Source organism: Sphingorhabdus pulchriflava (assembly GCF_003367235.1).
GTDB lineage: Bacteria > Pseudomonadota > Alphaproteobacteria > Sphingomonadales > Sphingomonadaceae > Sphingorhabdus_B > Sphingorhabdus_B pulchriflava.
The window spans coordinates 971,103-990,098 of the sequence record NZ_QRGP01000001.1 but is presented as its reverse complement, the minus strand read 5'-3'; the positions used below and the strand labels follow the sequence as shown (position 1 = coordinate 990,098).

Sequence of the window (18,996 nt, the reverse complement as noted above, 5' to 3'; positions counted from 1 at the left end):
TCACATCCCTTTTTCGTTGATTGTCACTTCGCGACTGCCGTCGGCCAACGGCGTAATGGTAATTGCGACGTCCACGCGCAGAAGCGCTTGGCCTCCCATTTCTGGCCATTCGACCAGTTTCAAGCTCGCTTGATCGTCAAAAAGTCCAAGCTCGTACAACTCGCCGGGAGCTTTTAGCCGATACAGGTCTGCATGGACAACCGGCATCCGCATCGCCGGCTCATCATATTCGTGGATAATCGCGTAGGTCGGGCTAGACACATCCCCGTCAAAGCCCAACGCCCGCAAAATCGCCCGGCTTAGCACGGTCTTTCCAGCGCCTAATGGACCGGAAAGCGTCACCAACTGACCGGGACCAACGCGCCCAGCCAGATCAAAGCCCAACCGCTCCATTTCGGCTTCAGTTCGAACGATCATGCCGCTTTAGCATTTCGCGGCAATTGGATCGCAACGGTAGTTCCCTGCCCCGGCTGCGATTCCAGTTCTAGCCTGCCTTCGTGCAATTCAACCAGTTTGCGCGCCAACGGCAATCCAAGTCCCATCGCATTGTTGCCTTCACGTGTCGACCGCTCGGCTGCCGACTGCGAGCGTGTGAAGGTATCAAAGGCCAAAGCTTGCTTTTGTGCAGTCATGCCGGGCCCGTTGTCGGAAACGATGATCGTAGCGCTGTTCCTGTCACCCGCTGCATGAACCAGAAGGCGGACATTTTTTCCGCCATGCTCCAGCGCATTGTCGATAATTGAACTCAAAGCTTGCCTTAAACGCTGGCTGTCGCCCATCACAATCCCGGCATTGGGCTTTATGTCAAGGGCAAGCGTCGATCCATTTTGCGAAAGGCGTTCGGCAAAGGAATCCGCAACGGTTTTGACAAAGTCCGCGACATCCACCGGCTTGCGAACCACGGGCAAGGCTCCTGCTTCGCCTTGGGTGAAGTCGAGCACCGAATTAATCTGCTGAGACAAACGATCCGCCGATTTCGCAATGGCTTCGACATATTCCTGCGCCTGCGGGTTCAATTCGCCAGCGATGCCTTGGCGCAGCAGTTCTGCAAACCCGCTTATTGACGTCAACGGCGTGCGGAATTCATAGCTCATATTCGCCAGGAAGCGCCCCTTGATGGCGTCCGCCTCTGATAGCGCCGCATTGCGGTCACGAAGTGCCTGTTCAATCTGAACACCATCCGAGATGTCGAGCATCGCTAGCAACGCGTTGCCGTCGGGCAGCGGCACCGTCGACATCTGGAACACCCTGCCGTCCTTGAACGCAATCTTGCTGCGTCGCGGTTGGCGTGTCGTGATGGTCATCTGCAGCAATTCGCGTAGAATTGACACATGCGACGCCTTCTCCAAACTATTTCCCAACAACGGCAACATTTCGTCGAAGCGCGGATGCGTCGCAAGATATGTTTCTTCTTCCAGCGTCCAGATTTGCGCAAAACGCTTATTCCAGATGCTCAAACGACCATCCGATGAAAAAACGGAAACGGCCTCAAACAGATTGTCGAAAGTCGCCGTCCGCACGCGCAACAGCGTATCACGCGCGCTTGCGAGTTGTGCCTGCTCTGTCCGGTCTTCGAAAATCAAAAGTAACCCGCCATCGGGGGTTGGTTGCGCGACGAGCCGCAAATGGGTGCCGTCCGGTAAAAGCCAATTTTCCTCAACCGGCACCGCCATGCGGAACCAGGTTTCACGTTCAGCCCGCCATTCGGGGAAATCGCGCACTTCCGGCATGCGGCTGTTTTCGCGCATCCGCTCAAGAACGCGGGCGAATTCAGGCTTTTCTGAGAGCCAATCTTCTGGAAAGTTGAAAATCCGCTGGAACGGCAAATTGGCAAAGGAGAGCGAACGGTCGCCAGCAAACTGGGCGACGCCTGCCGACATCTTGTCCAGCAGGTTGCGCTGCGCTTCACTTTGTCTGCGGATGTCGGCGCGCGCGTCAGATAGGTCCTGCATATCAACGGCAAGGCCACCGACGCCAATGTCGCCCATCGGGATATCATACACGCGCAGTTGTCGACGCTTTCCGTCAATTGTTGCAGAAACCAGGCGTTCACATGGAACCTTGGTTTCTTGCGCCTCTGCGGCAAACGCAAAGGGTGACTTTCCGTTGACAGTTTCGATGAGTTCGATTTCGTCGGCGACCACCTGCTCGCCATCCTGGGCTTCGACAGCATCGACATAGGCTTTGTTCACGAAGTTCAGCCGATAATCAGGGCCGCGATGCCACATTGGCAGCGGCGCAGCTTCGATCAATCCCGCCAACGCCTGAAAAGCGTTGCGTGCCGATTGGGATTCATCTTCAAGCCGTTCAATTTCCCGAACCGTATCGGTGAGATCGAAGAACCAAAGCATGGCCGCGCCATTGGGATAGATTTGTGCGTCGGCCAGACTGATCTTCGCCATGAAACGCCGGGGGGAACCGTCCAGCGACAATCTGCAGATCGCCGATTTGCCTGTCCTTTGCGTCTCACGCACAAAGGCCGACAGATTCTGCCATCCGCTTTGCGCGCCACCGACGGCCAATTCCGCAAGCAGTTCGTTCATCGTAGGGGGCAATTTGGTCAGACCAAACATCAGGCAAAAACGCTCTGATGCCTCCAACTTTCCGTCACCACGAACAATAACGGGAACGGCTGGGGCGGTCTCCATCAACCGCGACAGCTTGGCTGTCTGCCTTAGGGATGCGCGCGCACGGCGGCGCATTGCAAGGCCCGTCCAGATGGCATAGCCAGCCCCAACCAGCCAGACACCGAAAAGCAAGCCAATCAACGCAAAAGTAAGGCTTCCGCCTTGCATCCAATAATTCCCGGCAACCAAATGTTACGAATTTTGCGGTGCAACGAAAGCGCACCGGACGCAACAAAAAAGGCCCACCAAATGGCAGGCCTGATTTGTTGTGAGCTCGTCTCCGAACAATCAGTAACGGTAGTGATCGGGTTTGAACGGCCCTTCGCTCGACACGCCGATATAGCTTGCCTGCTTGGGCGAAAGCTTGGTCAGCTTCACACCCAGTTTTTCGAGGTGCAGGGCAGCAACCTTTTCATCCAGATGCTTCGGCAGCACATAGACTTCGTTTTTATATTCCGATGTCTTGGTGAACAGTTCGATCTGCGCCAGCGTCTGGTTGGTAAAGCTTGACGACATCACAAAGCTGGGGTGGCCAGTGGCGCAACCCAAGTTGACCAGGCGTCCCTTGGCGAGGATAATGATCTGCTTACCGTCGGGAAATTCCACCAGATCGGTTCCGGGCTTCACTTCGGTCCACTTGTAATTGTCGAGCGCCGAAATCTGGATTTCGCTGTCGAAGTGACCGATGTTGCAAACGATGCTCATCGGCTTCATGGCCTTCATATGCTCGGCCGTGATGACATCTTCGTTGCCGGTGGCTGTCACAAAGATATCGCAACGCTGCACGGCTTCTTCCATCGTAACGACTTCATAGCCTTCCATCGCCGCCTGCAAAGCGCAGATCGGATCGATTTCGGTGACCATGACCCGCGCGCCGCCCTGACGCAGCGAGGCCGCCGAGCCCTTGCCGACATCGCCGAATCCGGCAACGCAGGCGACCTTGCCTGCCAGCATGACGTCGGTGGCGCGACGGATCGCATCAACCAGCGATTCCTTGCAGCCGTAGAGGTTGTCGAACTTCGACTTGGTGACGCTGTCATTCACGTTGATCGCGGGGAAAGGCAGTTTGCCGTCTTTGGCAATCTGGTACAGGCGGTGGACGCCAGTAGTGGTTTCTTCCGACACGCCCTTGATATGAGCGACCGACATGGTGAGGTAGCCCGGCTTGGCCTTGACGAACGCCTTCAGCGCGCGCTGGAATTCGATTTCTTCGGCATTGGAAGGTTCGGGCAGTTCGTCGCCCGCTTCGATGCGCGCGCCCCACAGTGCGAACATTGTGGCGTCGCCGCCATCGTCGAGAATCATGTTGGCGGTGCGGCCAGAGCCGTCATCCCAATCGAAAATCTTGCCGACATAGTCCCAATAATCTGCCAGCGTTTCGCCCTTCACAGCGAAAACTGGAATACCTGCAGCCGCAATCGCAGCAGCAGCATGGTCCTGCGTCGAGAAGATGTTGCAGGTAGCCCAGCGAACTTCGGCACCGAGAGCGACGAGCGTTTCGATGAGGACAGCAGTCTGGATCGTCATGTGGAGCGAACCAGTGATGCGTGCGCCTTTCAAAGGCTGCGAAGCACCATATTCGGTACGCAGCGCCATTAGGCCCGGCATTTCGGTTTCAGCAATGGCTATTTCTGCACGACCATATTCGGCAAGCGAAAGGTCGGCGACTACATAATCTGCGGACACAGGATAAACTCCGGCTAGGGGATTTTGGATGGCAGGCCCCTAGCCGAGAATTTGAAACAAGGCAATCTCTATATAAAGATTGCTTTATATGGCGTCGCTCAGCGGCGTGCAGCGATGTTCACGGAACAAGCCTGTGCCGCTTGTCTGGGAACACCGACTTGCTCATCAGCGAGAACCGCCAAGGATTCCACGTCGTGCCGCCCTTTCGAGAGGTGATGCGACAGTTTTTCAAGCTTGCTGCAATCCGGGTTGCCATGCCCGCCGCCATAATAGTTTGACAGTCCGATCATGAATTTGTCGAGTTCAGCAAAGGCTGCTTTGTGCCCTGCCGTTTTGGCATAATGCCCCTCGATGATATGATGCTGGCTGGACAGCACATCATTATTATTCCGGATGAAGCGATTATAATTGTCGAGAAAATTATGCTGCCCAAAGCGACAGCGCAGCGCGGATACCATCAGCATCTGGTTCATATTGGCTATCCGCGCTGCATCTTGTTCAACATTGGTCCAGCATGCCTGTGCCGGAGTTGCGACCAACGAAAAGGCTATCGCCAATGCAGCGAAACCCCCTGTGCTTTTCTTCATTTCAACACCCCTCCAACAGATTGGAGGAGCCAGCTTCGGCCTGCCCTGTTTACCGAATTTTCAACATCAAAGGTAAAGTGCAATTAACCAATTGAGCTGTTGCATATGTGCATCGCTTTTAATGGCACCGCTTCACTTGGAACCTTTGGTCCAAATCCCTATTTGTAGAAGTGCAACGCAACTGTAATGCAGTTGGCGCAATTCGATATGGGCCAAGGAAGGAACAGCCATGACAATCAAAGTAGGTGACAAACTCCCCGATGTGAAACTTGTAAAGGCAACTGCAGAGGGGCCTCAGCCGGTGCAGAGTTCTGAATATTTTGCAGGCCGTAAGGTTGCGCTGTTTTCAGTGCCCGGTGCATTTACGCCGACTTGCTCGGCTCGCCACCTTCCCGGTTTTGTCGAAAAGGCCGATGAACTTAAGGCCAAGGGCATCGACGAAATTGCATGTACGGCTGTTAACGACGCGTTCGTTCTCGGCGCCTGGAACAAGTCGGGTGGCTCTGACGCCATAACCATGCTGGCAGACGGCAATGCCGACTTTGCCGAAGCTGTTGGCCTAACGATGGACGGTTCGGGCTTTGGCATGGGCAAGCGCGGCCAGCGTTTCTCGATGGTCATCAACGACGGTGTTGTCGAACAGATCAATGTCGAAGCGCCGGGCGATTTCAAAGTCAGCTCTGCTGACCATATGCTCGGACAGCTCTGACGCGACACTGAAACTCCATCATCATATGGGGTGGTTCAGGCCACCCCGTCAGCACAAGGGCGGGGTTACCTCCGCCCTTTTTGCTTGCCAAATCCTATGAAATGGACAATCCGCCTCCATGGCCAATAAACAGACACAAGACATAATCCGCCAAATCACCGAACATTATAACGCATCGGTTGCCCGCCTCCGCGACGCACTGGCGGCCTATCTCAAAGACCGCACCCTACCCGACATGGCGGACCGCGCGATTGGCGCATTCGCCTATCCCGAACTGGTCATCCGATATCATGGAACCGAGCGCGACCACGCCGCAAACTTGGCCTTCGGACGACTCGACAAGCCGGGCACTTACAGCGTCACTCTAACCCGCCCCGAAATTTTCGGCGACTATCTGCGCAGCCAGATCGATCTTCTGGTCGACCAATATGAGCTGGAAATGCAGGTCCGCCCGAGCAAACAGGAAATCCCCTTCCCTTATGTCCTCGATGGGTTAGAGCTGGGCGACGTTTCGCCGACCGAGCTCTCGAAATGGTTCCCGGCAACCGATCTTGCAGACATTGGCGACGAAGCAGCCGACGGGTTGCTAATCGCTGACGAAAATGGCTCGCCTCTGTCGCTGTTTGACGGACTGCGAACCGATTTCTCGCTTGCCCGGTTGAAGCATTATACCGGCACACCTGCCGAGCATTTTCAGCGCTATATCCTATTCACCAACTATAACCGCTATGTTGACGAATTTGTCGCCTGGGCCTGTCAACAGGTTGGCAAGGGTCGCTACACGGCCCTGTCGGGCGCGGGAGGTCTTTATGTCGATAAAGCTACTGAGGATCATGCCCAACTCGTTGCTGACAGCACGTGGCGCAAGCATCAGATGCCGGCCTATCACCTGATGGCAGAGGGCGAGAGCGGTATCACGCTCGTCAACATCGGCGTTGGCCCATCCAATGCGAAGAATATCTGCGATCACCTCGCTGTGCTCCGCCCTGAAGTTTGGTTGATGATCGGCCATTGCGGTGGCTTGCGCGATACCCAGCGGATCGGTGACTATGTGCTCGCCCACGCTTATTTGCGTGACGACAATATCCTCGACCGCGTGCTGCCGCCCGAAATTCCCATTCCGCCGATTGCCGAAGTGCAGCAGGCGCTTGAGGCTGCAGCTGTGCAAGTATCGGGCACCAGTGGCGCGAACCTCAAACGGCGGATGCGTACGGGTACTGTTGTGACCACAGACGATCGCAACTGGGAATTACGATACACCGACAGCGCCTTGCGTTTTTCGCAATCGCGTGCCGTTGCCATCGACATGGAATCGGCCACCATTGCAGCGCAAGGCTATCGCTTCCGCGTGCCTTATGGCACCCTGCTCTGCGTGTCGGACAAGCCGCTGCACGGCGAAATCAAACTCCCCGGGCAAGCCAACCGCTTCTATGAGGAAGCCATCGCGGCGCACCTCCAGATTGGCATTCAGACCTGCGAATTGCTGCGCGAAGCCGGCAACAGCCTGCACAGCCGCAAGCTGCGCGCCTTTAACGAACCCCCCTTCCGCTGAGGATTATCATGGAAATATGCCCCCCATTGTCGCGCTCGATTGCAGGCCGCACGGCCATCGTTACCGGAGCGGCCAGCGGCATGGGGCGGGCGACCGCCATCCTGTTCGCCAGCGAAGGTGCCAAGGTTGCAGTTACCGATCTGGATCAGGCGTCCTGTGATGCGGTCGTGGCAGAAATCAGAGCCAGCGGCGGCACGGCCAACGCCTATGCGCTCGATGTTTCAAATCATGACGCGATCAAATCCGTCGTAACCAATGTCGCCAGCGACTTTGGTGGCATCGATATCCTAGTCAACAATGCAGGTATCTCGGCATTCTGTCCTCTTGATGCCGTAGACGAATATGATGCGATATGGGATCGGGCGCTTTCCATCCTGTTGACCGCACATCAACGCACGGTACGTGCTGCCCTTCCCTGGCTGCGCAAGAGCGATGCGGCTCGTATCGTCAACATCGCCTCAACCGAGGGGCTTGGCGCGACGCCCGGCGACACGCCCTATGTCGCCGCCAAAACCGGCGTTACCGGCCTGACGCGCGGCATGGCGGTAGATCTTGGTAAGGAAGGCATCACCGTCAACTGCATCTGCCCCGGCCCAATCCGCACTGGGATGACCAACAATGTGCCGGAAGATGACAAGACACTCTATGCCAAGCGCCGCACCGCTTTGCGGCGCTACGCCTGGCCCGAGGAAGTTGCGCACATGACGCTAAGTCTGGTGCTTCCCGCCGCCAGCTTCATCACCGGTGCAGTGATTCCAGTCGACGGCGGGTTGATGGCCAGGAACGCCTAAAGCGTTACCAGCCCTTCTTCTGCCCTTTGTTCTGCTTTTTCAGCCAGTCCATAAGTGGCTTGAAATATTCGAGCATCGCTTTGCCCGACATTTCGCGGCTGCCGGTGAAAGCTTCCAGCGCATCAGGCCATGGCTTTGACGCGCCCATTTCCAGCATGGCGTTGAGTTTCTGCCCGACTTCCTTGTTGCCGTAGAAGGAACAACGATGCAGCGGTCCCTTCCAGCCAGCGGCATCGCACGCAGCCTTGTAGAATTGGAACTGCAATATGCGCGCCAGGAAATAGCGGGTGTAAGGCGTGTTGCCCGGGATGTGATATTTCGCTCCCGGATCAAACCGGTCGGCGGCACGGTCGGTCGGCGGTACGATGCCCTGATATTGGCGACGCAAATCTGTCCAGCCCTTGTTGTAATCCGCCGGTGCAATGGAACCGTTGAACACGCCCCAGCGCCATTTATCGACCAGCAGGCCAAAGGGCAGAAACGCTACCTTATCCATCGCCTGACGCAGCAACAGACCGGTGTCTTTGTCTGCGCTTGGCACCTTCGCTTTATCGAGCAGGCCGATCTGTACCAGATATTCCGGCGTGATCGACAATGCCACGGCATCGCCAATCGCTTCATGGAAGCCATCATTCGCGCCGTTTAAGTGCAAATAGCTCTGTTTGTTATAGGCGCGCTGGTAGTAGTTGTGGCCAAGCTCGTGATGGATCGTGACGAAGTCGTCGGTGTTCACCTTGATGCACATCTTGATGCGCAGATCGTCAACATTGTCGATGTCCCAAGCCGACGCATGACATACAACTTCGCGGTCGCGCGGCTTCAGGAACTGCGAGCGTTCGTAGAAGCTTTTCGGCAGCGGTTCGAAGCCGATCGACGAGAAAAAGCCCTCACCAATTTTGACCATTCCGATTTCGTCGATGCCTTTGGCTTTCAGCAAATCGCCAATATCATAACCGATGTCACCGGCACCTGCAGGTGCGACAATGTCGTAAATGCCGCCCCATTCCTGCGCCCACATATTGCCGAGCAAGTCAGCGCGGATCGGGCCGGTTTTAGGCTGCACAGCATCGCCATATTTCGCGTTGAGCTTGTTGCGCGTGTAGGTGTGCAGTTCGTCGTAAAGCGGCTTCACCTCAAGCCAAAGCTTGTCGGTCAGTTTGGCAAAATCATCGGCGGGCATATCATAGCCTGAACGCCACATCGCGCCGACGTCTTTGAAGCCAAGTTCCTTGGCGCCGTCATTGGCAATCTCGACCATCCGGGCATAATCCTTGCCCATCGGGGCACCGACATTGTCGTGCCAGCTGGTCCACATTTCCTTGAGATCGTCAGGGTTCCGGTTGGTGCCCATTTCAGCTTCGATATCGGAACCGTTGATTTCCTTGCCCTTGAGCGTGCCCTTCCCCTTGCCATAGGTCGAGTTCAGCTTGGTCGCGATGGTGCTGAGTTCAGCAGCCGCGCCGTCTTTGGTTGGCGCAGGAAGGACAAGCCCGCCACGGAGGATGTCGAGCTTACGGCTGGTTTCCGCAGAAAGCCCGGCGACCTTTTGATACTTGGCGGCTTCAAGCGCATATTTCACCGATTTTTCGGTGCCGATTTCGCCATATTTTGCGGCAAGCGCGTCGGTATCATCGGTGATGTAGGTAGAGTTGATCCACGCCACACGTCCGCCTTCGACAGAAAAATCGAATAGATCCTTTTCAACCTTCGCAAGGAAAGCCTCAGCATCGGCAACGGTCGGCGCGGCATCTTGCGCCATAACGGGTGTGGAAATGAGGGCCGCCGCCAGCGCGACAGCAGAAACGAAATTTTTCACCGGATTACTCCCCAGAAATGAATATTCTGGAGCCAGCACTGCGCCTCGATAATGCGAAGGTCAAGCGCTGCGGCGTGCCATTCGTCGAAGCAGGAGTGCTGCTAGCAGACCGAAAAAGCTGGACAGAAATGCTGTTGATTTAATCGGCTGTGCGGTCGCTGCAATTCCCGCCAGAAGATCGCTGCCTTTGAACGTCATGGCCTGTACGAATTGTGACAGCGTTTCGATATAGTCCGCCACACATACGATCAAAGCTGCGGCTACAATCACCCAGCCCAATCGGCGCAAATACAGCTTTTCAGACTGCGCAAATAAGCGTCCGCCACAATAGGCCCCGAACGAATAAACCCCGATATAGACCAGGTCGAGTGCAATGCCGAAGCGCGCTAGGTTCATCACACCCGCCGCTTGCCAGGCCGCCTGTATGGCATCGATGCGCAAAGCAGAACCTGCAGACTGGTGATCCCTAATTCCCCAAGGCGAAACTTCATTGGAAAACCACGGATTCATAGCAATCATGATGGCGAGGATCAGTAAGCCGCCCAACCAATAGCGCCAGAAACGCTTTTCCAGCAGTGTTTCGGTCATATGCCCTCTTCCAAAAGAAAATCCCGGATGGCCAAACCAAGTTCGGCTTTGATCACGGCACTCATATGATTGCCCGGAACAGTGATCAATTGCCCTCGGGGCACTAGCTCTGCAAGCGCAGCTGCCGAGCCATTGTCTGAGTCTGCATCTCCGCAAATCACGCCGATGGGAAAATCGAAGGAACGCAAAACGTCCTCTGGCGTGTCGACGAAAGTATCTAATATCCGCAACAAGGCGACCGGATCGCCGCCGGTGGTTTTCAGAAATGCTTCGGCCATGAACGCAGGTGAGCCGCGCTCATGCTTACCCAGATTTTCGAGCACATGGCGGAAATGCCCGGCACGCTTTCCCGTATCAGACAGTCCCTCCAGCCCCATGCCCGAAATCACCACGCGGCGCGGCGTGCAGCCTTTGGCCAGCATCCTAGCGACGGTTCTCCCGCCCAACGAATAACCACCGAGGTCAAAATCGCCGAGGCCAAGATGATCTATCAGCGCAAACTGGTCGTTGGCCAATATGTCCTTGGGATAATGAATGGGATCATGCGGCTTATCACTAAGACCGTGCGCGCGCAGATCGGGCATGATAACGCGAAAGCCCGCTTCGGCGAGCACGGCGGCATGACCATATTTGATCCAATTGGTATCGGCTTCGCTGAAATAGCCATGCAGCAGAATGAGTGGCCTGCCCGCGCCTATTTCTCTTACATGGAGAGCGATGCCGTCGGTCGTTTTGAAAGTCCAATTTTGCATAGCCCAAGGTTAGGCAGGCCTGCGCATCAAGGCAAGCAGTTGCAGCATTGCCTATAATAAGCATTGCTATTATATCTGTAGCTATGAGTGAAGATCTTGGCTTCCTGATTGGCGATACGGCACGATTGATGCGACGCGCATTTGACGAACGTGTCCGCACCAAAGGCATCACCCGGCCGCAATGGCGTGTTCTGGGACTGCTCAACCGTTTTGGCGGCAGCACACAAGTTGCGCTGGCGGAAATGATGGATGTCGAGCCTATCACATTGGGCCGCATGATAGACCGGATGCAGGATTCCGGCCTGGTCGAACGCCGCGCCGACCCTAGCGACCGTCGTGCATGGCGCATATATCTGACACCGTCGGGCGAGTCGCGTCTCGAAGACCTTAAGCCGCTCGCCACCGAACTGTTTGCCGATGCCGTTTCGGGTTTGAACGAAGCCCAGCAAGCTGATCTTGAAGCAATGCTCGACACCATTCGTCTTAACCTCACCCGCAAAGCGCCGGAGGCCGCCAATGGCTGAAGCTGATGCCCAAATGAAGCCCAGCGCGCAAATGGATTCAGAATCGCTCAAACATCCGCGCAAATGGTTGCGCTTGCTGGCAATGGTTTCAGTTCCATTGCTCCTGCTGATCGGTGGCATCGCTTATTATCTGGCCAATGACCATTATGTCTCGACCGACAATGCCTATGTGCAGCAAGACAAGGTTTCGGTCGCAGCCGAAGTCGGGGGCCGGATTGTCGAAGTAGGTGTGAAGGAAAACCAGCACGTCAAAGCGGGCGACCTGCTTTTCCGTATTGACCCCGAACCATTCAAAATTGCGATTGCCCAGGCAGAGGCATCCATCGCCGCTGCGCAAGTGAAAGTGGTCACACTAGAAACCGACCTCGGCAATAGCGGCGTCGACATTCAGGCTGCGCGCGACGATGTCGCCTTTTTTACTGAAGAGTATAAGCGTCAGTCGTCGCTGATGCAGAGCGGCTTTACCACCAAGGCCCGTCTGCAGGCCGCCGAGCATGCTCTGTCTACCGCACGTAGCAAATTGGCAAATGCAGAGGCTGACCGGAAAATGGCAAGGGCGGCTCTGGCGACAGGGGCCGCAGCTCCCGGTGTGAATCCCGGCGTGTTGGCTGGACAGGTCCAGCGTGACAAAGCACTGCTCGACCTATCCAAAACCGCAATCCGTGCACCGGCAAGCGGAACCATCAGCCAGGCAGACCGGCTGCAATATGGTCAGATGATGGTGCAAGGCCTGCCTGCATTGACGATCGTTACAGATGGCAATGGCTGGGTAGAAGCCAACTTCAAGGAAACAGATCTCGCCAAAATGCGCGTGGCCCAACCTGCGGAAATCAGCTTTGACGCCTATCCGGGCCTGAAGATCAAGGGACGTGTCGCTAGTATCGGAGCAGGTACAGGATCGGAATTTTCTGTTCTTCCCGCACAAAATGCCAGCGGCAATTGGGTGAAGGTTACTCAGCGCGTTCCGGTACGAATCGAAATCCTCGAAAAGCCAAAGCGGCAGATGATTGCCGGACTGTCGGCCTATGTCCGCATCGACACCAGCAAATAATTACATAGCCGGTCAAGCAGCGCTTCCTGTCGAGCACAGGGGCTTGCTGACTGTTGCAGTGATGGGTGCATCGATCATCCAGATTCTCGATTCGACGATCGCAAATGTCGCAATACCCCATATGCAATCCAGCCTGGGCGCGACTATCGATAGTGTGACTTGGGTACTCACAAGCTACATTCTCGCCAGTGCAGTCGCGATGCCTGCGGCAGGCTGGCTGTCAGACCGCGTGGGATCGCGCAGACTGTTCCTTCTGGCCGTTGCTGGCTTTATCGTAACATCAATGCTGTGCGGCATCGCGACCAGCCTCACACAAATGGTTCTGTTCCGTATCCTGCAGGGGATATGCGCCGCCTTTATCGGCCCGCTTTCCCAGACCATATTGCTGGATATCAATCCGCCGGAAAAAGCGCCGCGCGCGATGCAGGTCTGGGGCATGGGTATCATGATTGCCCCCATTTTCGGACCGATGATCGGTGGGTGGCTGACTGAAAGCTATAACTGGCGCTGGGTGTTCTATATCAACCTGCCGATCGGCATCCCGACTCTGGCGCTGCTCTGGTGGTTGCTGCCATCGCGCCCGGTCACCGAACGAAAGCTCGACGTGTTCGGCTTTGCCATGCTCGCGCTTGGCCTCGCTTCGTTGCAATTGATGCTCGATCGTGGCCAGCATGAGGACTGGTTTGAAAGCTGGGAAATCATCATTGAGCTGGGTGTTGCGATCGCTGCATTCTGGATGTTCGCTATCCACAGCATGACGACCAAAAAGCCGTTATTCGATCCCAACATGATCACCAACGGTAACTTCCTGACCGCGCTGATGTTCGGGTCGCTGATTGGCCTGATGATGTACGGCATTTTCGCATTGCTGCCGCCGATGCTGCAGAACATCTATGGCTACACCGTATTCGACACCGGCGCGCTGCTTGCCCCGCGCGGGATTGGGATATTGATCGGGATGGTGGTGGCTGGCCGGTTGGTCACCTTCCTCGACATTCGCTGGATTATCTTTTCGGGCTTTTCACTCGTCGCGCTGTCGATGTGGCTTATGACCGGTTGGGCTATCGAAATGGGGGCGTGGCATTTCATCACTGTCGGCCTGCTGCAAGGCTTTGGCATGGGTGTCACCTTCATGCCAACCAATGTGATTGCCTTTTCAACGCTGCCGCTGTCAGTACGCACCGATGCCTCAAGCCTGCTCTATCTCGCCCGCAGTCTGGGCGGTAGTTTGGGTATTTCAATCAGCGTGACGATGCTGACACGCAGCATGCAGATCAACCATGAAGAATTGGGCAGCAGGATAACTTCATCCAGCTTTGACGTGATCGATCCGTCAACAGCCGACCGCTTCGGCGTACTCGGCGACGCCGTGATGCGCGTTCTGGACCTAGAGGTAAACCGGCAAGCGGCGATGATTGCCTATCTGAGCGACTTCCAGCTTATGTTCTATATGGTGCTCGCGTTCCTGCCGTTGGTGTTGTTGATCAAGCCGGTCAAACCCGAGGTTGGCCCACCGCAACACTTGCCCGATTAGGCATCGCGTTTCTGCAACCCCTTTTGCTGCATCCGCCAGAGCGCCATTTCGATACGGTCTTGCCCGAAAAAAGGCTCGCCATCAAAAACCAGCGTTGGCACGCCCCAATGACCGCCGGCCTCCAACGCTGCCTGATTAGCGTGGATTTCAGCGTCGAGCGCTTCTGCGTCGGCAATGGCCTCCGCATCAAGCTCGGTCAGATCAAGTCCCGCGCGTTGCGCCGCCTCTGCCAGATGGTCGCCCTCATGCCAGTTTTCCGCACCGCCCCAGATTAGCCGTCCCGTCTCATGCGCAAAGGCTGTGCCCTTTCCACGCCGCGCCGCCGCCTGCCCTAGCCGTGTCAGACGGAAGATATAGGGCTGCTCGTCGGCGATCTTGCGCGTCATCACATTCTGCACGATCGGATCGGGCCTAGGAGGACCAAAGGGAATACCGTGAAACTGGGCCACACGAAACATATCGGTAAAAGTATAGCGCAGCCAGTTGGGCGGATTGCGCTCAAAAAAATCGGGCTCGCGAATGGCGAGCGGATAGACCGGTCGCAGCGCGATATCGACATCCCACTCCTCCGCCATTGCCCGGTATCGGCCTATAGCGAGGTAGGAATAGGGTGAGCGAAACGAGAAGAAGAGATCAGCTGTCAGTGTCATAGGTTGACTATAGCAGCGCGGCACCCGCTGCCAAGCCAAGCTGTCACTTGCCTATCTGTATTATTGAGGTAATACACATGCTAAAGGAATGGCGTGATGACCAACAGCAATCTGATATTTGCAGCCGCCATGCTCGCAATTTTGAACTCCAACACAACAGTACATTCAACGCAGCCTGTTCAACAGAGCGATCGCGATAAGATCGACGCCGAAACGGTTGTGTTATTCAACGAAAACAGCCTCGCCATCAATGTGGGTGTTGATGGCACCTATTCAGGACCCGGCTGGGATCGCCTGATTGGTGAGGGCGAGAAAGCAGGCATCGTGATTTTGGGCGAACAGCACGCAACCGCAGACATCCCGGCTCTCGCCAACCAACTACATGCAACTCTCAAATCTGATGCGCTGGCGATCGAAGTAGGCCCTTGGTCCGCCCGATATGCAACCGAGTTGATAAAACAAGGCGCCGGCAAGCTCGAGGCTTGGCAAGCGCGCAGTGGCCATGGTTTCGCTTTCCCATTTCTGTTCTTCGCGGAAGAATCGAAAGCGGCGGAGAAGATGGCGTTGCGTTCACCGGAAAAAATCGAGCCACTGTGGGGGCTAGATCAGGAGTTTGTGGGATCAGGCGCTTCCCTTCCGCCGATGCTGCAACGCGAGGCAAAAACCAACGCGCAAAAAGCGGCTGTCGCAAGTTTTGCGGCAGTCCAACGTAAAGATCCGATGATGGTCGGATCAATCGACGATCCTGCTATTGATGCATTGGCGGGTGCCTTTGCCGGCAATGCGATTGTAGGGGAGATTGTGACGGCACTGCGTATGACCAGCGCCATTTATGCGCCCTATACGCGCGGCATCGGCAGTTTTTACGAGGCCAACCTCAAACGCGAAGACTATATGAAATCCAATTTTGTCGCCGCCTATAATAGGACAAAATCAAACCTGGGCCGGAATCCTCGGGTTTTGGTTAAATTGGGCGGGAACCATGCGATGCGCGGGATCAACGACACAAATTTACCGGCATTTGGCAACTTCGCTGCTGAATGGGGGCATGCGCAAGAAATTGGCGTGGTCAACATCATGGCCGACTGTTTTAGCGGTCAAGCTCGATCGCCCCAAAGCAACAAAGCAGAGCCTTGTGAAGCAATGGCGACCAATGCACCGGCTTTGAAAGCGATTGAGAAAAAGGGGCCGGTCACGCTTGTTGACTTCCGGCCGATGCGAGCAAAACTCGGCAAACTCAAAAACATCGATTCAAGATCGCGCGAGTTGATCCTCGCCTTTGATTTCTATCTGGCGATAGCTGACGTTCGACCGGCGACGATGATACAGTTCAATTGAACGATTGACGGCTGTTTGCCGCCAATCGCCCAGATTAGATTCAGCCCTTTTTCAAGTGCCGTCGGCCGAGCAATTCGGCAATCTGCACAGCGTTTAGCGCTGCACCTTTGCGCAGGTTATCCGAGACGCACCAAAGATTGAGGCCATTATCGACAGTCGAATCGTCACGCACGCGGCTGATGAAGGTTGCATAGTCGCCGACACATTCAACCGGCGTCACATAGCCGCCATCCTCGCGCTTATCGACCAGCATCACGCCGGGGGCTTCGCGCAGAATGTTTTGGGCTTCTTCGGCTGACAGTTCGTTTTCGAACTCGATGTTGATCGATTCCGAATGCCCGACGAAAACGGGAACGCGCACGCAGGTAGCGGTTATCTTGATCTTGGGGTCCAGGATTTTCTTTGTCTCGACCACCATTTTCCATTCTTCCTTAGTCGAACCGTCTTCAAGGAATTTGTCGATGTGCGGGATGACGTTGAAGGCGATCTGCTTGGTGAATTTGCGGGGCTCTACCTGATCACCCACGAAAATCGCGCGCGATTGCTCGAACAGCTCGTCCATGCCTTCCTTGCCCGCGCCAGAGGCGGATTGATAGGTCGAGACCACAACGCGCAGGATTTTCGCGGCATCGTGCAATGGCTTCAGTGCGACGACCATCTGTGCAGTCGAGCAGTTGGGATTGGCGATGATGTTGCGCGCTGTATAGCCGTCAATCGCGTCGGGGTTCACCTCGGGCACGATCAAGGGCACATCCGGGTCCATGCGGTAGAGCGAGCTGTTGTCGATAACCACACAGCCTGCAGCGGCAAAGCGGGGTGCGTGTATTTTGGTCGCGTCAGAGCCGATGGCGAACAGCGCCATGTCCCAACCAGTCGGGTCAAAATGCTCGATATTCTGGATTTTGAGCATTTTGCCGGTGTCGCCATATTCAATGGTATCACCCGCAGATCGCGATGAGGCGAGCGCGACGATTTCGTCCGCCGGAAACTCCCGCTCTGCAAGGATGTTTAGCATTTCGCGCCCGACATTGCCCGTGGCGCCCGCGACAACTACTCGATAACCCATTTTCAATTCCTCAAATTCGAACTTGCTATCGGGACAAAGAAAAAGGCCGGGGTCCCTTTAGCGGATCCCGGCCCTTTCGGTATCTTGGTTAAATGCAACCAGACGGGATCAGCCTCAGCCTTCCTGTTTGGTGGTAATGCGGGTGTCACGGCGCTCGGCAATACGTGCCTTCTTGCCGGTGCGACCGCGCAGATAATAGAGCTTCGCACGACGCACAGCGCCACGACGAACCACTTCGATGCTTTCGACATTGGGCGAGTAAAGCGGAAATACGCGCTCTACGCCTTCGCCGAACGAAATTTTGCGAACGGTGAAATTCGATCCCATGCCCTTGTTCGAACGCGCGATGCACACGCCTTCATAATTCTGCACACGGGTGCGATCGCCTTCGATCACCTTCACGCCGACTTTCAGCGTATCACCGGCCCGGAATTCCGGGATGTTCTTCTTGGTGGCAAGTTCGGCAATCGCCTCTTGCTCAAGCGTCTGGATCAGGTTCATGGCCTGTCTTCTTCCTTCTTCACGCCGCTCGCCAGAGGCAGGTCAGTCCCGAGCGTTCTTGTAACGCTCCCAAAGGTCTGGCCTGCGTAACCGTGTGTCGTTCTCGGCCTGTTGTTTCCTCCAGGCGTCGATCTTCGCATGATCCCCCGATCGCAGCACTTCAGGGATCGTGCGCCCTTCCCAAATAGCAGGTCGGGTATAATGTGGGTATTCGAGAAGTCCCTGTTCAAAGGACTCATCATCACCACTATCGGGCGCGCCCATTACGCCGGGAAGCAACCGAATGCAAGCGTCTAATAGCATCAAAGCGCCCATTTCCCCGCCGGAAAGGATGATGTCGCCCATGCTGACCTGCTCAATCTGGGGTCGGGCATCAAAAAGGCGCTCGTCAAAACCTTCAAAACGGCCGCAGAGGATGATTACGCCGGGGCCAATCGCGAGTTCACGGACCCGTTGTTGCGTCATCGGCCTTCCTCGCGGGGTCATTGCCAGCACCGGCAATTCGGCTGCTTTTTCAATCGCATGATCAACCGCTGCCGCCATGACGTCAGCCTTGAGAACCATCCCCGCCCCGCCGCCTGCCGGAGTATCATCGACCGTGCGATGCTTGTCGGTCGCAAAGTCACGGATCTGGATTGGTGAACAAGCCCACTTGCCGTCTGCTAAAGCACGCCCAGCCAGAGAAACGCCCAGTGGACCAGGGAACATCTCGGGATACAAGGTCAGAATTTGGGCTTGAAAGGTCATTGGACAAACGCCGCTTCTACAACGATCCTGTCGCTCCATTCGGGCACAGCCTTGGCGTTCATGGGCACCATGAAGCGCTTTTTGTCCGGCTTTTCGATCTCAAGAATGTCACCCGCGCCAAAATTATCGACGGCAACGCAAAAGCCCAAATCTTCACCTTCGGTAGAAACGCAGTTCAAGCCGATCAGGTCGCTATAATAATATTCACCGTCGCCCAACGGCGGCAGTTCGGCGCGTGAAACGGTGAGGAGCGTGCTGCGCAGTGCCTCCGCGGCATTGCGGTCAGCTATTTCGGCAAAGCGGGCGATCGCGCCGTCTTTGTGCGGGCGCACAGATTTCAGAGTCAGTGCGCCGCCATTATAGCTTTTGTGCCGTTTGAGGCTGTCCACGCTTTCCGCGAACAGCTTCAACCGGACTTCACCCGTCACGCCATGCGCACCGGCAACGGCCGCAAGCGTGACAGTCTTTTCAGCCAAG

At 55.9% G+C, this 18,996-nt stretch carries 19 protein-coding genes; 7 read left to right on the top strand and 12 right to left on the bottom strand.

The annotated features are described in order from the left end of the window. From tsaE to DXH95_RS05035, 4 genes are all read right to left on the bottom strand, one after another. On the bottom strand, positions 1–417 hold the full coding sequence (gene tsaE / locus DXH95_RS05050) for a tRNA (adenosine(37)-N6)-threonylcarbamoyltransferase complex ATPase subunit type 1 TsaE (protein WP_115548319.1): 417 nt from the start codon (positions 415–417) through the stop codon (positions 1–3). Then, positions 414–2,795 (bottom strand): sensor histidine kinase, encoded by a 2,382-nt coding sequence (locus DXH95_RS05045; RefSeq protein WP_115548318.1) that lies wholly within the window; start codon positions 2,793–2,795, stop codon positions 414–416. Before DXH95_RS05045 ends, tsaE begins: the two co-directional genes overlap by 4 nt. A 120-nt stretch (positions 2,796–2,915) precedes the next feature. After that, a complete protein-coding gene (gene ahcY / locus DXH95_RS05040; protein ID WP_115548317.1) occupies positions 2,916–4,313 on the bottom strand; it encodes an adenosylhomocysteinase in 1,398 nt (465 codons plus the stop codon). A 98-nt stretch (positions 4,314–4,411) separates the two neighbouring features. Further along, positions 4,412–4,900, bottom strand: a complete 489-nt coding sequence (locus tag DXH95_RS05035) for a hypothetical protein (RefSeq protein ID WP_115548316.1) — start codon at positions 4,898–4,900, stop codon at positions 4,412–4,414. 229 nt (positions 4,901–5,129) lie between these two features. Between DXH95_RS05035 and DXH95_RS05030 the strand changes: the two genes are divergently transcribed. The 3 genes from DXH95_RS05030 to DXH95_RS05020 all read left to right on the top strand — a co-directional run bounded on the left by DXH95_RS05030 (position 5,130) and on the right by DXH95_RS05020 (position 7,952). Continuing rightward, positions 5,130–5,609 (top strand): peroxiredoxin, encoded by a 480-nt coding sequence (locus DXH95_RS05030; RefSeq protein ID WP_115548315.1) that lies wholly within the window; start codon positions 5,130–5,132, stop codon positions 5,607–5,609. Positions 5,610–5,727: 118 nt separating this feature from the next. Continuing rightward, positions 5,728–7,161 (top strand): AMP nucleosidase, encoded by a 1,434-nt coding sequence (locus tag DXH95_RS05025; RefSeq protein ID WP_115548314.1) that lies wholly within the window; start codon positions 5,728–5,730, stop codon positions 7,159–7,161. Between the two features lie 8 nt (positions 7,162–7,169). After that, positions 7,170–7,952, top strand: coding sequence for an SDR family NAD(P)-dependent oxidoreductase (locus DXH95_RS05020; RefSeq protein ID WP_115548313.1), 783 nt, complete (start codon positions 7,170–7,172; stop codon positions 7,950–7,952). 4 nt (positions 7,953–7,956) lie between these two features. On the opposite strand, the gene DXH95_RS05015 is transcribed toward DXH95_RS05020, so the two are convergent. The 3 genes from DXH95_RS05015 to DXH95_RS05005 all read right to left on the bottom strand — a co-directional run bounded on the left by DXH95_RS05015 (position 7,957) and on the right by DXH95_RS05005 (position 11,108). Then, entirely contained in the window at positions 7,957–9,711 is a 1,755-nt protein-coding gene (locus DXH95_RS05015) for a M2 family metallopeptidase (RefSeq protein WP_420822285.1), read from the bottom strand. Positions 9,712–9,828: 117 nt separating this feature from the next. After that, the gene (locus DXH95_RS05010) at positions 9,829–10,356 is read right to left on the bottom strand and encodes a hypothetical protein (protein ID WP_115548311.1); all 528 of its coding nucleotides are present in this window, start codon (positions 10,354–10,356) and stop codon (positions 9,829–9,831) included. Further along, complete coding sequence (locus DXH95_RS05005) at positions 10,353–11,108, bottom strand: alpha/beta fold hydrolase (RefSeq protein WP_115548310.1); 756 nt, start codon at positions 11,106–11,108, stop codon at positions 10,353–10,355. The genes DXH95_RS05010 and DXH95_RS05005 overlap by 4 nt, the downstream gene beginning before the upstream one ends. A gap of 83 nt (positions 11,109–11,191) precedes the next feature. On the opposite strand from DXH95_RS05005, the gene DXH95_RS05000 reads away from it, so the two are divergent. Genes DXH95_RS05000 through DXH95_RS04990 form a run of 3 tightly spaced genes read left to right on the top strand, consistent with a single transcriptional unit; the run spans position 11,192 to position 14,217 of the window. Next, complete coding sequence (locus tag DXH95_RS05000) at positions 11,192–11,632, top strand: MarR family winged helix-turn-helix transcriptional regulator (RefSeq protein WP_115548309.1); 441 nt, start codon at positions 11,192–11,194, stop codon at positions 11,630–11,632. Then, positions 11,625–12,683 (top strand): HlyD family secretion protein, encoded by a 1,059-nt coding sequence (locus DXH95_RS04995; RefSeq protein ID WP_239016544.1) that lies wholly within the window; start codon positions 11,625–11,627, stop codon positions 12,681–12,683. The genes DXH95_RS05000 and DXH95_RS04995 overlap by 8 nt, the downstream gene beginning before the upstream one ends. Next, the gene (locus DXH95_RS04990; protein ID WP_115548308.1) at positions 12,658–14,217 is read left to right on the top strand and encodes a DHA2 family efflux MFS transporter permease subunit; all 1,560 of its coding nucleotides are present in this window, start codon (positions 12,658–12,660) and stop codon (positions 14,215–14,217) included. Before DXH95_RS04995 ends, DXH95_RS04990 begins: the two co-directional genes overlap by 26 nt. On the opposite strand, the gene DXH95_RS04985 is transcribed toward DXH95_RS04990, so the two are convergent. Next, positions 14,214–14,867, bottom strand: a complete 654-nt coding sequence (locus DXH95_RS04985; protein ID WP_115548307.1) for a 2-hydroxychromene-2-carboxylate isomerase — start codon at positions 14,865–14,867, stop codon at positions 14,214–14,216. The genes DXH95_RS04990 and DXH95_RS04985 overlap by 4 nt on opposite strands. A 96-nt stretch (positions 14,868–14,963) precedes the next feature. Between DXH95_RS04985 and DXH95_RS04980 the strand changes: the two genes are divergently transcribed. Next, positions 14,964–16,205, top strand: coding sequence for a hypothetical protein (locus tag DXH95_RS04980; protein WP_115548306.1), 1,242 nt, complete (start codon positions 14,964–14,966; stop codon positions 16,203–16,205). Positions 16,206–16,245: 40 nt separating this feature from the next. Here the strand turns inward: DXH95_RS04980 and DXH95_RS04975 are convergent, their stop codons facing one another. The 4 genes from DXH95_RS04975 to rimM all read right to left on the bottom strand — a co-directional run bounded on the left by DXH95_RS04975 (position 16,246) and on the right by rimM (position 18,995). Next, positions 16,246–17,271 carry an aspartate-semialdehyde dehydrogenase gene (locus DXH95_RS04975; protein WP_115548305.1) on the bottom strand — a complete coding sequence of 342 codons (1,026 nt, stop codon included), beginning with the start codon at positions 17,269–17,271 and terminating at the stop codon, positions 16,246–16,248. A 114-nt stretch (positions 17,272–17,385) separates the two neighbouring features. Then, positions 17,386–17,772 carry a 50S ribosomal protein L19 gene (gene rplS / locus DXH95_RS04970; RefSeq protein WP_115548304.1) on the bottom strand — a complete coding sequence of 129 codons (387 nt, stop codon included), beginning with the start codon at positions 17,770–17,772 and terminating at the stop codon, positions 17,386–17,388. A gap of 42 nt (positions 17,773–17,814) precedes the next feature. Next, positions 17,815–18,519: a tRNA (guanosine(37)-N1)-methyltransferase TrmD gene (trmD, locus tag DXH95_RS04965; RefSeq protein WP_115548303.1), complete on the bottom strand. Its 705-nt coding sequence runs from the start codon at positions 18,517–18,519 to the stop codon at positions 17,815–17,817. Continuing rightward, positions 18,516–18,995: a ribosome maturation factor RimM gene (rimM, locus tag DXH95_RS04960; RefSeq protein WP_115548302.1), complete on the bottom strand. Its 480-nt coding sequence runs from the start codon at positions 18,993–18,995 to the stop codon at positions 18,516–18,518. The genes trmD and rimM overlap by 4 nt, the downstream gene beginning before the upstream one ends. Position 18,996: the final 1 nt, after the last annotated feature.

Coding starts and splice junctions, on each gene's coding strand:
- tsaE (WP_115548319.1), bottom strand. CDS start 417: ATGATCGTTCGAACTGAAGCCGAAATGGAGCGGTTGGGCTTTGATCTG.
- DXH95_RS05045 (WP_115548318.1), bottom strand. CDS start 2,795: ATGCAAGGCGGAAGCCTTACTTTTGCGTTGATTGGCTTGCTTTTCGGT.
- DXH95_RS05035 (WP_115548316.1), bottom strand. CDS start 4,900: ATGAAGAAAAGCACAGGGGGTTTCGCTGCATTGGCGATAGCCTTTTCG.
- DXH95_RS05030 (WP_115548315.1), top strand. CDS start 5,130: ATGACAATCAAAGTAGGTGACAAACTCCCCGATGTGAAACTTGTAAAG.
- DXH95_RS05025 (WP_115548314.1), top strand. CDS start 5,728: ATGGCCAATAAACAGACACAAGACATAATCCGCCAAATCACCGAACAT.
- DXH95_RS05020 (WP_115548313.1), top strand. CDS start 7,170: ATGGAAATATGCCCCCCATTGTCGCGCTCGATTGCAGGCCGCACGGCC.
- DXH95_RS05015 (WP_420822285.1), bottom strand. CDS start 9,711: ATGGCGCAAGATGCCGCGCCGACCGTTGCCGATGCTGAGGCTTTCCTT.
- DXH95_RS05010 (WP_115548311.1), bottom strand. CDS start 10,356: ATGACCGAAACACTGCTGGAAAAGCGTTTCTGGCGCTATTGGTTGGGC.
- DXH95_RS05005 (WP_115548310.1), bottom strand. CDS start 11,108: ATGCAAAATTGGACTTTCAAAACGACCGACGGCATCGCTCTCCATGTA.
- DXH95_RS05000 (WP_115548309.1), top strand. CDS start 11,192: ATGAGTGAAGATCTTGGCTTCCTGATTGGCGATACGGCACGATTGATG.
- DXH95_RS04995 (WP_239016544.1), top strand. CDS start 11,625: ATGGCTGAAGCTGATGCCCAAATGAAGCCCAGCGCGCAAATGGATTCA.
- DXH95_RS04990 (WP_115548308.1), top strand. CDS start 12,658: ATGTCCGCATCGACACCAGCAAATAATTACATAGCCGGTCAAGCAGCG.
- DXH95_RS04985 (WP_115548307.1), bottom strand. CDS start 14,867: ATGACACTGACAGCTGATCTCTTCTTCTCGTTTCGCTCACCCTATTCC.
- DXH95_RS04980 (WP_115548306.1), top strand. CDS start 14,964: ATGACCAACAGCAATCTGATATTTGCAGCCGCCATGCTCGCAATTTTG.
- DXH95_RS04975 (WP_115548305.1), bottom strand. CDS start 17,271: ATGGGTTATCGAGTAGTTGTCGCGGGCGCCACGGGCAATGTCGGGCGC.
- rplS (WP_115548304.1), bottom strand. CDS start 17,772: ATGAACCTGATCCAGACGCTTGAGCAAGAGGCGATTGCCGAACTTGCC.
- trmD (WP_115548303.1), bottom strand. CDS start 18,519: ATGACCTTTCAAGCCCAAATTCTGACCTTGTATCCCGAGATGTTCCCT.